At 56.6% G+C, this 13,274-nt stretch carries 8 protein-coding genes; 6 read left to right on the top strand and 2 right to left on the bottom strand.

All coding sequences use genetic code 11. From position 1 onward, the window contains the following. The first annotated feature begins 44 nt into the window (after positions 1 to 44). Positions 45 to 1,037, top strand: coding sequence for an RNA polymerase sigma factor RpoS (gene rpoS, locus HZZ01_RS15055; protein ID WP_003849090.1), 993 nt, complete (start codon positions 45 to 47; stop codon positions 1,035 to 1,037). Positions 1,038 to 1,163: 126 nt separating this feature from the next. Here the strand turns inward: rpoS and mutS are convergent, their stop codons facing one another. Together mutS and narL are read right to left on the bottom strand one after the other, a co-directional pair. Beyond that, positions 1,164 to 3,725 carry a DNA mismatch repair protein MutS gene (gene mutS, locus HZZ01_RS15050; protein WP_179898420.1) on the bottom strand — a complete coding sequence of 854 codons (2,562 nt, stop codon included), beginning with the start codon at positions 3,723 to 3,725 and terminating at the stop codon, positions 1,164 to 1,166. 305 nt (positions 3,726 to 4,030) lie between these two features. Then, the gene (gene narL / locus HZZ01_RS15045) at positions 4,031 to 4,699 is read right to left on the bottom strand and encodes a two-component system response regulator NarL (protein WP_179898419.1); all 669 of its coding nucleotides are present in this window, start codon (positions 4,697 to 4,699) and stop codon (positions 4,031 to 4,033) included. Between the two features lie 294 nt (positions 4,700 to 4,993). On the opposite strand from narL, the gene HZZ01_RS15040 reads away from it, so the two are divergent. The 5 genes from HZZ01_RS15040 to narI all read left to right on the top strand — a co-directional run bounded on the left by HZZ01_RS15040 (position 4,994) and on the right by narI (position 13,188). Then, the gene (locus tag HZZ01_RS15040) at positions 4,994 to 6,385 is read left to right on the top strand and encodes a NarK family nitrate/nitrite MFS transporter (protein WP_179898418.1); all 1,392 of its coding nucleotides are present in this window, start codon (positions 4,994 to 4,996) and stop codon (positions 6,383 to 6,385) included. Positions 6,386 to 6,486: 101 nt separating this feature from the next. Continuing rightward, the gene (locus tag HZZ01_RS15035; RefSeq protein ID WP_179898417.1) at positions 6,487 to 10,248 is read left to right on the top strand and encodes a nitrate reductase subunit alpha; all 3,762 of its coding nucleotides are present in this window, start codon (positions 6,487 to 6,489) and stop codon (positions 10,246 to 10,248) included. Beyond that, entirely contained in the window at positions 10,245 to 11,789 is a 1,545-nt protein-coding gene (narH, locus tag HZZ01_RS15030; RefSeq protein ID WP_179898416.1) for a nitrate reductase subunit beta, read from the top strand. The genes HZZ01_RS15035 and narH overlap by 4 nt, the downstream gene beginning before the upstream one ends. Then, positions 11,786 to 12,514, top strand: coding sequence for a nitrate reductase molybdenum cofactor assembly chaperone (gene narJ, locus HZZ01_RS15025; protein WP_179898415.1), 729 nt, complete (start codon positions 11,786 to 11,788; stop codon positions 12,512 to 12,514). Before narH ends, narJ begins: the two co-directional genes overlap by 4 nt. Beyond that, positions 12,511 to 13,188, top strand: coding sequence for a respiratory nitrate reductase subunit gamma (narI, locus tag HZZ01_RS15020; RefSeq protein ID WP_179898414.1), 678 nt, complete (start codon positions 12,511 to 12,513; stop codon positions 13,186 to 13,188). Before narJ ends, narI begins: the two co-directional genes overlap by 4 nt. The last annotated feature ends 86 nt before the right edge of the window (positions 13,189 to 13,274 follow it).

Below are 13,274 nucleotides of genomic sequence, written 5' to 3'. Positions count from 1 at the left end.
AACAGATGTATGTTCTGCCCTGGAATCACGGGTAGGAGCCGCTTATGAGCCAGAATACGCTGAAAGTAAACGAGTTACATGAGAACGCGGAATTCGATGAGAACGGAGCTGAAATTTTTGACGAGAAGGCACTCGTTGAAAACGAAGCCAGTGATAGCGACGTAGCGGAAGAAGAGTTGCTATCACAGGGTGCGACGCAGCGTGTATTAGATGCGACGCAGCTCTATCTCGGGGAGATTGGCTATTCTCCGTTGTTAACGGCAGAGGAAGAAGTTTTCTTCGCTCGCCGTGCATTGCGGGGTGATATCCCTTCCCGTCGCCGCATGATCGAAAGTAACTTACGCCTGGTGGTAAAAATCGCCCGTCGTTACAGCAATCGTGGTTTAGCTCTGCTGGACCTGATTGAAGAAGGTAACCTCGGCCTGATTCGCGCCGTAGAGAAATTTGACCCGGAGCGCGGGTTCCGTTTCTCAACGTACGCCACCTGGTGGATTCGTCAGACTATTGAACGGGCGATCATGAATCAAACCCGTACCATTCGTCTGCCAATTCACATTGTGAAAGAACTGAATGTTTATCTGCGTACTGCGCGTGAACTTTCTCATAAACTCGACCACGAGCCGAGTGCAGAAGAGATCGCCGAACAGCTGGATAAACCGGTTGATGACGTAAGCCGCATGTTACGTCTTAACGAACGCATTACCTCGGTTGATACGCCATTAGGCGGTGATTCTGAAAAAGCGCTGCTGGACATTCTGGCCGATGAGAAAGACAACGGCCCGGAAGACACCACGCAGGACGATGATATGAAACAAAGCATCGTCAAATGGCTGTTCGAACTGAACGCCAAGCAGCGTGAAGTGCTGGCACGTCGTTTCGGCCTGTTGGGCTATGAAGCGGCAACGCTTGAGGATGTAGGTCGTGAAATCGGCTTAACCCGTGAGCGTGTACGCCAGATCCAGGTTGAAGGTTTGCGCCGTCTGCGTGAAATCCTGCAGGCGCAGGGCCTGAGCATTGAAGCACTTTTTCGTGAATAATCGTTTATAAGATTATCTGAGTACGAATGCAAAAAGCGATGGTGAAAACCATCGCTTTTTTTATGTCTGCAGAAAAGTGATTGCGGGTAAACAAAAGCACCGCGCATTAAGCGGTGCAGCGTATTATCAGACCAGCGATTTAAGACGATAAATCCAGTCGAGCGCCTGACGCGGTGTCAGTGTATCCGGATCCAGGGCCTCAAGTGCCTCTACGGCAGGCGAGGTCTCTTCGACCAGCAGCGGCAGCTGAGAACCATCGACCGTCGATGACGCGGAGTGATTTGAAACGTTCTCCAGTTCCTTCAGCTTGTTGCGCGCCCGCTTAATCACCTCTTTGGGCACGCCAGCCAGTGCGGCTACCGCCAGACCATAACTCTTACTCGCGGCTCCTTCCTGCACGCTGTGCATAAAGGCGATGGTGTCACCGTGCTCAACGGCATCCAGATGGACGTTGACCACGCCTTCCATTTTTTCCGGCAGGGTGGTCAGCTCGAAGTAATGGGTGGCAAACAGCGTCATCGCTTTGATGCGGTTCGCCAGGTTTTCGGCGCAGGCCCAGGCCAGCGACAAACCGTCATAGGTGGAGGTTCCGCGTCCAATCTCATCCATCAACACCAGGCTGTTTTCAGTGGCGTTGTGCAGGATGTTGGCGGTTTCGGTCATCTCAACCATAAAGGTTGAGCGCCCGGAGGCGAGGTCATCAGCGGCACCGACGCGGGTAAAGATGCGATCCAGCGGGCCAATCAGTGTCTCATCGGCTGGAACAAAACTGCCAATCCATGCCATCAGCGCAATCAGCGCGGCCTGCCGCATATAGGTACTCTTACCGCCCATATTAGGGCCAGTAATGATCAGCATTCGGCGCTGGGGTGCCAGGGACAGCGGGTTGGCAATAAACGGCTCTTTCAGGACCTGTTCAACCACCGGATGGCGACCGCCGCTGATTTTAATCCCGGCTTTATCCTGCAACACCGGGCGACAATAGTTAAGTGACCAGGCGCGTTCCGCCAGGTTGCTTAACACATCCAGCTCTGCCAGCGCGGCGGCACTGAGCTGCAACGCTTCAAGATGCGGCAGCAGCTGATCGAACAGCGCCTCATACAGGCTTTTCTCCAGCGACAGCGCTTTGCCCTTAGAGGTGAGGACTTTGTCTTCGTACTCTTTCAGTTCCGGGATGATATAGCGCTCAGCGTTTTTCAGGGTCTGACGACGGACATAGTGCATCGGAACCTGATGACTCTGCCCACGGCTGACCTGGATGTAATAGCCATGCACACCGTTAAAACCAACCTTAAGGGTATCCAGTCCCAGCTTCTCGCGTTCGCGAATCTCCAGCCGATCGAGATAGTCGGTTGCGCCATCGGCCAGCGCGCGCCACTCATCCAGCTCTGCGTTATAACCGGGCGCGATCACTCCGCCATCACGGATCAGCACCGGTGGTGACTCAATTACCGCCTGCTCCAGCAGCTCACGTAACGCGGTGAACTCGCCCATCTGTGTGCGCAGTTTCTGCAGCTGCGGTGCTTCGACATCGGCCAGCAACTGGTTCAGTTCTGGCAGTTGCTGAAATGCATGACGCATGCGGGCCAGATCGCGCGGACGTGCTGTACGCAGCGCCAGGCGGGCCAGGATTCGCTCAAGATCGCCGACCTGACGCAGCACTGGCTGTAGCACGTCGCTGAGATTTTGCAGCTCAGCAATCGATTCCTGACGCTGGTTAATGATGCGCGCATCGCGCAGCGGCATATGCAGCCAGCGCTTCAGCATCCGGCTGCCCATCGGCGTGACGGTTTTATCCAGCACGGCCGCTAAGGTGTTGTCGGTGCCACCGGCCAGGTTCTGGGTAATCTCCAGATTACGGCGGGTGGCGGCATCCATGATGATGCTGTCCTGTTGCCGCTCCATGCTCAGCGAGCGGATGTGCGGCAGCGTGGTGCGCTGAGTATCTTTGACATATTGCAGCAGGCAGCCCGCCGCACTCAGTCCGAGGTGTGCGCTCTCCACGCCGAAGCCATTGAGGTCACGGGTGCCAAACTGCAGGTTCAGCTGCTGGCGCGCGGTGTCAATCTCAAACTCCCACAGCGGGCGCCGGCGCAGGCCACGTCGCTGATCGATCAACGACATAGCCTGAAAATCTTCGGGATAGAGCAGCTCAGCCGGATTGGTGCGCTGCAGCTCTGCCGCCATGGTTTCTGCATCGGCAGGTTCGCTCAGGCGAAAACGGCCGGAGCTGATATCCAGCGTGGCGTAACCAAAACCGCGCGGGCTTTGCACAATCGCTGCCAGCAGATTGTCGTGCCGCTCCTGTAGCAGCGCCTCATCACTGATGGTGCCTGGCGTGACGATACGAACCACTTTACGCTCAACCGGGCCTTTGCTCAGCGCCGGATCGCCTATCTGCTCGCAAATGGCTACGGACTCGCCCAGTTGAACCAGTTTAGCCAGATAGCCTTCCACCGCATGATAGGGTACCCCGGCCATCGGAATCGGTTCGCCCGCTGACGCACCGCGTTTGGTGAGTGAAATCTCCAGCAGCTGTGAGGCGCGCTTCGCATCGTCATAAAACAGCTCGTAGAAGTCACCCATACGGTAAAACAGCAGAATGTCAGGATGCTCTGCCTTGAGGCGAAGGTACTGCTGCATCATGGGCGTGTGAGAAGGAAAGTCCTTTTCAGTTGGCTCTTGCATAAGGTTTTGACTCATCTTTAATGCGGTAAATTTCTGGGGGTCAACGCCCATGAAACCGAAAGGGATTCCAGGCGTGCAGGATAGTCAGATGATAACGAATAGGGCAGGGCATATGCCAGCCTGATACATCGCCCTGATCCTGACCGGGTGTAACCTGAAGGGCATCCTGGCAAATGTGGCGGCGGCTGGCGACATAAAAGAGCCTTTTTTCAGGACTCTGACCCGGGGCTGCGAGGTGGCTCGCGATTTCTGCGACAGTTTACGGCGGGCAGGGCGGCAATGCACCGCATCAGGATGGGGGCGGGTTAGTGCAGCCCGTTCTGCAGCGCCCAGACGGCGGCTTCAAGCCGGGATTTAAGGTTCATCTTTTTCAGCAGATATTTGACGTGGACCTTGACTGTGCTTTCACTGATGTCCAGTTTGCGGGCAATCGCTTTGTTGGTCATCCCGTCGCTGATCAGTTGCAGGATGTCGCGTTCACGGCGGGTCAGCTGATTGATATCGCGCATCTGAGCAGGCTGCGCTTCGCGTAATCGGGCAACCAGAATCGGAGTCAGCGCTTCGCTCAGCACGATTTGCCCGGCAGCAGCCTGATGCAGCGCTTTTAGCAAGGCTTCCGGTTCCATATCCTTCAGCAGATAGCCATCCGCGCCGCGCTTCAGCGCGCAGACCACATCCTCTTCATTATCTGAAACGCTGAATACCACCACCCGGCCAGAGAGAGCAATTTCACGCAGCTGGGTCAGGGTATCCAGTCCGTTCAGACCCGGCATATTAAGATCAAGCAGGATCAGGTCGGGATCATGCTGCTGTGCCAGCGCCAGTCCATCGATGCCATTACCCGCTTCGGCAACCACCTGCAGTCGTTCATCCAGCGCAATCAGCTGCTTTAACCCGTTACGCAGCATGGGATGGTCGTCGATCAATAAGAGCGTGAATTTCTCTGTCGCCACAATGGCTCCTGTTCCTGTCATATTCGCCGGCCTGAGCGGGCGGGAGGCCTATCTTACCGATGAAGCGGGGTCGCTATATACCCCTAATGGACTACTCCTTTATTTCCATTCTGGCTTCCTTTTGCTGATGGCATCTGTCGCCTCAATTAAACCGCATGATTTATAAGGGTTATCCGGATTCACTAAACTACTTAACCGGGACAGGCTGGGGGTGCCACACCTTCGTAACCTGCCTTGCCGTTGATTTGTATCAAGCACGCCGCCAGGCCGGATGCGCAGGATATGCACAATTATTATTCTGCTGATGAGAGATTTATGACCCAATCCGCCTCTTTGCAAACCCCGACGCGCGGCGCGTTAATTCAGGACTGGCAACCGGAAAACGATGCGTTCTGGCAGTCACGCGGTAAACGTATCGCCAGCCGTAACCTGTGGATTTCTGTTTTCTGCCTGTTGCTGGGCTTCTGCGTCTGGATGCTGTTCAGCACCGTCGCGGTGAACCTGAACAAAGTTGGCTTCAACTTCAGTACTGAACAGCTCTTTTTACTGACCGCGCTGCCGTCAGTCTCCGGCGCCTTGCTGCGCGTCCCTTACTCTTTTGTTATTCCTATCTTTGGCGGACGCCGCTGGACCGCCTTCAGCACCGGTATCCTGATTATTCCCTGCCTGTGGCTAGGCTTTGCCGTGCAGGATAGCCAGACCTCATTTGCGACTTTCATGGTGATTTCCCTGCTGTGCGGTTTTGGCGGCGCTAACTTCGCTTCGAGCATGGGCAACATCAGCTTCTTCTTTCCCAAAGCCCGCCAGGGCGGCGCGCTGGGCATCAACGGCGGCCTCGGTAATCTTGGCGTCAGCGTCATGCAGTTTGTCGCGCCGCTGGCGATCTCCTGTGCCATCTTTGATTTTGCTGATGTGGGCCATACCACCGTCACCGGCGACAGCCTCTGGCTGGAAAATGCGGCCTGGATCTGGGTGCCGTTCCTGGCAATCGGCACGCTGGCAGCCTGGTTCGGCATGAACGACCTGGCAGCGGCGAAATCCTCGCTACGTGAGCAGTTGCCGGTGCTGAAACGTCCACACCTGTGGGTCATGGCGCTGCTCTATCTGGCGACCTTTGGTTCCTTTATTGGTTTCTCTGCCGGTTTTGCCATGCTGACGAAGACACAGTTTCCTGATGTCGTGATCATGCACTACGCCTTTTTCGGTCCGTTGATTGGCGCGCTGGCCCGTTCAGCAGGCGGCATCATATCTGACCGCCTCGGCGGAACCCGCGTCACGCTGGTCAACTATATCCTCATGGCGCTGTTTGCCGCGCTGCTGTTCCTCACCCTGCCGGGTAACGGACATGACGGTTCGTTTATCGCCTTCTTCGCCGTATTTATGGGCCTGTTCCTGACCTCCGGTCTGGGCAGCGGCTCTACCTATCAGATGATTGCGGTGCTCTTCCGCAAGCTGACGCTGGAACGTATCAAAGCCGAGGGTGGCGACGATACCCTGGCACAGCGTGAAGCGGCGACAGAAACCTCGGCTGCGCTGGGCTTTATCTCTGCGATTGGCGCGCTTGGCGGCTTCTTTATTCCGCAGACCTTTGGCCTGTCGCTCGCCATGACCGGTTCACCCGCTGGCGCGATGAAAATCTTCCTGGTCTTTTACCTTTGCTGTATCGCCGTGACCTGGGTGGTTTACGGACGAAAAGCACGCGCCTGATAACGACAAAGCCGGTGTGGCGCACCGGCAAAATTTTACTTTCTGTGTCGCGACAGATGCAGAGTCAGCAATGTCATACCAGGCCTTCAGGAGTATTCCGGATGAGCAAGTTTCTTGATCGATTTCGTTATTTTAAACAGCTGGCTGAGCCGTTTTCCGGCCAGCATGGCCAGACCTTAAACAGTAATCGCGACTGGGAAGATGGCTACCGCAGCCGCTGGCAGCACGATAAAATTGTGCGATCCACACACGGTGTTAACTGTACCGGCTCATGCAGCTGGAAAATCTACGTGAAAAACGGTCTGGTCACCTGGGAGACCCAGCAGACCGACTACCCGCGTACCCGTCCCGATCTGCCTAACCATGAGCCGCGCGGCTGCCCACGCGGTGCCAGCTACTCCTGGTATCTTTACAGCGCTAACCGCCTGAAATATCCGCTAATGCGCAAGAAGCTGATTCAGTTGTGGCGTGATGCGAAAGCGCAGCACAGCGATCCGGTGGATGCCTGGGCATCCATTATCAGCAATCCTGAAAAGGCCAAAAGTTACAAGCAGGCCCGTGGACGCGGTGGCTTTGTTCGCTCCAGCTGGCAGGAAGTGAACGAGATGATCGCCGCCGCGAACATCTGCACCGCGAAGACCTATGGCCCTGACCGTATTATGGGATTCTCGCCGATTCCGGCGATGTCGATGGTCTCTTACGCTGCCGGCGCACGTTACCTGTCACTGATTGGTGGCACCTGCCTGAGTTTCTACGACTGGTACTGCGATCTGCCACCTGCGTCACCGATGACCTGGGGTGAGCAGACCGACGTGCCGGAATCGGCCGACTGGTACAACTCCTCATACATCATTGCCTGGGGTTCGAACGTGCCGCAGACCCGTACCCCGGATGCGCACTTCTTTACCGAAGTCCGCTATAAAGGGACAAAAACCGTGGCGATCACCCCGGACTATGCTGAAGTCGCGAAGCTATGCGACCAGTGGCTGAGTCCGAAGCAGGGCACCGACAGCGCGATGGCGCTGGCGATGGGCCACGTGATGCTGAAAGAGTTTCATCTTGATCGCGAAGTCGGTTATTTCCGCGACTACGTACGTCGTTATACCGATATGCCGATGCTGGTCATGCTGGAGCCCCGTGAGGGGGGTTACTACGCGGCGGGCCGTCAGCTGCGCGCCAGCGATCTGGTGGATGGCCTGGGTCAGGAAAATAACCCGGAATGGAAAACCGTGGCGCTGGATCAGGCGACCGGTGAACTGATTGCACCGCAGGGCTCTATCGGCTTCCGCTGGGGCGAAAAAGGCAAATGGAACCTGGAGCAGCGTGACGGCCTGTCACAGAAGGAAGTCGAGCTTCAGCTTAGTCTGCTCGGCAGCCACGATGAGGTGGTTGAGGTTGGTTTTCCTTACTTTGGTGGCATCACCAGCGAGCATTTCAACAGCGTCGCGCTGGATGAGATCCTGCTGCACAAGCTGCCGGTAAAACGTCTGCAGCTGGCCGATGGCAGTGAAGCGTGGGTCACCAGCGTCTACGACCTGACCCTGGCGAACTACGGTCTGGATCGCGGTCTGGATGATGCCAACTGCGCGCAAAACTACGACGAGATTAAAGCCTATAGTCCGGCCTGGGCGGAACAGATTACAGGTGTTTCGCGTCAAAACATCATTCGCATTGCCCGCGAGTTTGCCGAAAACGCAGAGAAAACCCGTGGCCGTTCAATGATCATCGTCGGTGCCGGTATGAACCACTGGTATCACATGGATATGAACTACCGTGGCCTGATGAACATGCTGATTTTTTGCGGCTGTGTCGGTCAGAGCGGGGGGGGCTGGGCGCACTATGTTGGCCAGGAGAAACTCCGTCCGCAGACCGGCTGGACTCCGCTGGCTTTTGGCCTCGACTGGCAGCGTCCGCCACGTCAGATGAACAGTACCTCTTTCTTCTATAACCACTCCAGTCAGTGGCGCTATGAAACCCTGGCCACCAGCGAACTGCTGTCACCGCTGGCGGACAAAAGCCGTTACAGCGGCAGTTTGATCGACCTTAATGTTCGTTCTGAACGCATGGGCTGGCTCCCTTCCGCGCCTCAGCTTAACGTCAACCCGCTGCACATCGCAGCGCAGGCGAAAGCCGCCGGTCAGTCACCGCTGGATTTCACCGTGGAAAGCCTGAAGCAGGGCACCATGCGGTTTGCCGCTGAACAGCCGGATGACCCGCAGAACTTCCCACGCAATCTGTTTGTCTGGCGTTCCAATTTACTTGGCTCATCCGGTAAAGGGCATGAGTACATGCTGAAATACCTGCTGGGCACCGAAAACGGTATTCAGGGAAAAGATTTGGGCCAGCAGGGTCGCGTGAAGCCCGAAGAAGTGGAATGGCTGGACCAGGGCGCCGAAGGCAAACTGGATCTGGTGGTCACACTCGACTTCCGCATGTCGAGCACCTGTCTCTACTCCGACGTGGTGTTGCCTACCGCTACCTGGTATGAAAAAGACGATATGAATACCTCGGATATGCATCCGTTTATTCATCCGCTTTCGGCCGCTGTTGACCCGGCCTGGGATTCCAAAAGCGACTGGGAGATCTATAAAGGCATTGCCAGAGCGTTCTCTGATCTCTGCCCTGGACATTTAGGCGTTGAAACGGATGTGGTTACGCTGCCGGTGTTGCATGACTCGCCTGCTGAACTGGCGCAGCCGTTTGAGGCAAAAGACTGGAAAAAAGGCGAGTGCGACCTGATTCCAGGCAAAACCGCGCCACACATTATGGTGGTCGAGCGCGACTATCCGGCGACCTGGGAGCGCTTTACCTCGCTGGGACCGTTGCTGGATACCCAGGGTAATGGCGGCAAAGGCATCAGCTGGAACACCAGCAAAGAGGTCGATTTCCTCAAACAGCTGAACTATGTCAAAGCGGATGGCCCGGCGGCGGGACGGCCGAATATCGACACGGCGATCGATGCAGCAGAAGTGATCCTGGCGCTGGCACCGGAAACTAATGGTCAGGTGGCGGTGAAAGCCTGGCAGGCACTGGGTGTGATTACCGGCCGTGACCACACGCATCTGGCTTTGAACAAGGAAGACGAGAAGATCCGCTTCCGCGATATCCAGGCGCAGCCGCGCAAAATTATCTCCAGCCCGACCTGGTCAGGCCTGGAAGATGAGCATGTCTCTTACAACGCCTGCTACACCAACGTCCATGAGCTGATCCCGTGGCGAACCCTGAGCGGCCGTCAGCAGCTCTATCAGGATCATGAGTGGATGCGCGCCTTCGGTGAAAGTCTGATGGTCTATCGTCCGCCCATCGATACCCGCGCGGCGAAGCCGTTGCTGAACAGCAAGCCCAACGGTAACCTGGAGAAGGCGCTGAACTTCCTGACGCCACATCAGAAATGGGGCATTCACTCTACCTACAGCGACAACCTGCTGATGCTGACGCTGTCACGCGGCGGACCCATCGTCTGGATGAGTGAAGATGATGCCCGCGAGCTGGGCATTGTGGATAACGACTGGATCGAGGCGTTCAACGCTAACGGTGCGCTGACCGCGCGTGCGGTCGTGAGCCAGCGTATCCCGGCCGGCATGACCATGATGTACCACGCCCAGGAACGCATCGTGAATATCCCCGGCTCGGAGATCACCAGCCAGCGTGGCGGCATCCATAACTCTGTGACGCGAACCTGCCCGAAACCGACCCATATGATCGGCGGTTATGCGCAGCTCTCCTGGGGCTTTAACTACTACGGCACCGTCGGCTCTAACCGCGATGAGTTCGTGGTGGTGAGAAAAATGAACAACGTTAACTGGTTAGATGGGGAAGGCAACGATGCCTGCCAGGGCAGCCAGCAGGAGGTAAAACTATGAAAATTCGTTCACAGGTCGGCATGGTGCTGAACCTCGACAAATGTATCGGCTGCCACACCTGCTCGGTGACCTGTAAAAACGTCTGGACCAGCCGCGAGGGCATGGAATACGCCTGGTTCAACAATGTCGAAAGCAAACCTGGCGTCGGCTATCCGCACGCCTGGGAAGATCAGAAGAAGTGGAAGGGCGGCTGGATCCGTAAGATCAACGGCAAACTGGAGCCGCGCATGGGCAGTCGCGTCGGCCTGCTGTCGAAGATCTTCGCCAACCCGGATGTGCCTGCACTGGATGATTACTACGAGCCGTTCGATTTCGATTATCAGCATCTGCACAATGCACCTGCCGGTAAACATCAGCCGATCGCACGTCCGCGCTCGCTGATCACCGGTCAGCGGATGAAAAAGATCGAAAACGGCCCGAACTGGGAAGAGATCCTTGGCGGCGAGTTTGCCAAACGCTCGCAGGACAAGAACTTCGATAACATCCAGAAGGAGATTTACGGCCAGTTTGAACACACCTTCATGATGTACCTGCCACGCCTGTGTGAGCATTGCCTTAATCCAGCGTGTGTGGCGACCTGTCCAAGCGGCGCGATCTACAAGCGTGGCGAAGATGGCATCGTGCTGATCGACCAGGATAAATGTCGCGGCTGGCGCATGTGCCTGACCGGCTGTCCGTACAAGAAGATCTACTTCAACTGGAAAAGCGGCAAATCAGAAAAATGTATTTTCTGTTATCCACGCATCGAAGCGGGTCAGCCGACTGTTTGCTCGGAAACCTGTGTTGGCCGTATCCGCTACCTCGGCGTGCTGCTCTATGACGCTGACCGAATTGAAGAGGCTGCCGCAGCAGAAAACGAGAAAGATCTCTATCAGCGCCAGCTGGATATCTTCCTTGATCCCAACGATCCGGTGGTGATTGCGCAGGCGCTGAAAGATGGCGTCGCGCAGAGCGTGATCGACGCAGCACAGCGTTCACCGGTTTATAAAATGGCGATGGAGTGGAAGCTGGCGCTGCCGCTTCACCCTGAATACCGCACGCTGCCGATGGTCTGGTATGTGCCGCCGTTGTCACCCATTCAGTCGGTCGTGGATGGTGGGGCGCTGGCGCACACCGGCGTGCTGCCGGATGTGGAAAGCCTGCGCATTCCGGTTGAGTATCTGGCAAACCTGCTGACCGCAGGTGACACCGCGCCGGTACTGCTGGCACTAAAACGCATGCTGGCGATGCGCCATTACAAGCGCGCAGAAAGCGTAGACGGTGCGCATGACATTCGGGCGCTGGAGCAGGTCGGTCTGACTGAAGCACAGGCGCAGGAGATGTACCGTTATCTGGCGATTGCGAACTATGAAGATCGCTTTGTGGTGCCTTCAGGTCATCGCGAACTGGCGCGTGAAGCCTTCCCTGAAAGCAAAGGCTGCGGCTTTAGCTTTGGCGATGGCTGTCACGGCAGCGACAGCAAATTCAACCTGTTCAACAGCCGCCGTATCGATGCTATCGACGTTAGTAAGAAAACCACGCGTCCGGAGGATGCCTCATGATGACGCTGCGCGTGCTGTCGCGCCTGCTGGATTACCCGGATGAGGCGCTGTTTACCCACTATCCCGATCTGATCGCGGCGCTGGAAAACGCCCCTGAACTCAATCTGCAGCAGAGCGCACGGCTTTTGTGCTTCATCAGTCAGCTCTGCGCCAGGCCAATGCTGGATGTGCAGGCTGACTACTGCGAGCTGTTTGATCGCGGCCGCGCCACCTCGCTGCTGCTGTTTGAACATGTGCACGGTGAATCCCGCGATCGCGGTCAGGCGATGGTCGATCTGCTGGAACAGTACCGGGCCGACGGTCTGGAGCTGGACAGCAAAGAGTTGCCCGATTATCTGCCGCTCTACCTGGAATATCTCGCCTGTAAAAGTGATGAGGCCGCACGTCAGGGACTGGATGACATCGTGCCGATTCTGGCCTTACTGGCGGCGCGTCTGGAAGATCGCCAGAGTCCTTACGCCGATCTCTTCACGGTGTTACTGACGTTGTCAGGTAGTACGGTCGATCCTGCGGCCCTCAAACCCCAGGTGGCGCAGGAAGCGCGCGATGATACTCCGGCAGCACTCGATGCGGTGTGGGAAGAGGAACAGATTAAGTTTCTCGGCGAACAGGGCTGCGCCTCGGCCCAGCAGGCGATGCATCAGCGTCGCTTCGCCGATGCGGTCGCGCCGCAGTATCTCGATATCGCCGCAGCGACTGCGCGCACCACAGGAGAATCAGCATGAATTTTATTAACACTTTCTTCTTTGATATTTACCCCTATCTGGCCGGAACAGTCTTCCTGGTGGGGAGTTGGCTGCGCTATGACTACGGGCAGTACAGCTGGCGGGCCGGTTCCAGTCAGATGCTGGACAAAAAAGGGATGCGTCTTGCCTCTAACCTGTTCCACATCGGCATCATCGGTATTTTCTTCGGCCACATCGTCGGGATGCTGACGCCACACTGGATGTATGAATCGTTCCTGCCAATTGACGTGAAGCAGAAGCTGGCGATGATTGCCGGTGGGCTATTCGGTGCGATGACGCTGGCGGGTGGCGCGCTGCTGCTGAAGCGCCGTCTGACCAATCCTCGGGTGCGGGCGACCAGTAGCGTCGGCGACATTCTGATTATGACCCTGCTGGTGGCTCAGGCTACGCTGGGCTTGCTGACCATTCCGTTCTCTGCCCAGCATATGGACGGCAGTGAAATGATGAAGCTGGTGGGCTGGGCGCAGGCGGTGGTGACCTTCCACGGTGGTGCGTCGCAGCATCTGGAAGGCGTAGCCGTGATCTACCGCGTGCACATGGTGCTGGGGATGACATTGTTCCTGCTGTTCCCGTTCTGCCGCCTGGTACATATCTGGAGCGCGCCGGTTGAGTATCTGACCCGTCGTTATCAGCTGGTGAGAAACCGCCGCTAAACGCAGGATGGCTGCGGAGGAGACTCCACCCCGCAGCCGTTTTTAACCTACCGCTGCGTTGACGTTTTTTTAAGATTCCGGACTGT

The sequence above is a fragment of the Pantoea sp. WMus005 genome (assembly GCF_013415305.1).
GTDB lineage: Bacteria > Pseudomonadota > Gammaproteobacteria > Enterobacterales > Enterobacteriaceae > Pantoea > Pantoea rara.
The sequence above is the reverse complement of the archived record's forward strand: the minus strand, read 5'-3'. Positions and strand labels throughout refer to the sequence as shown.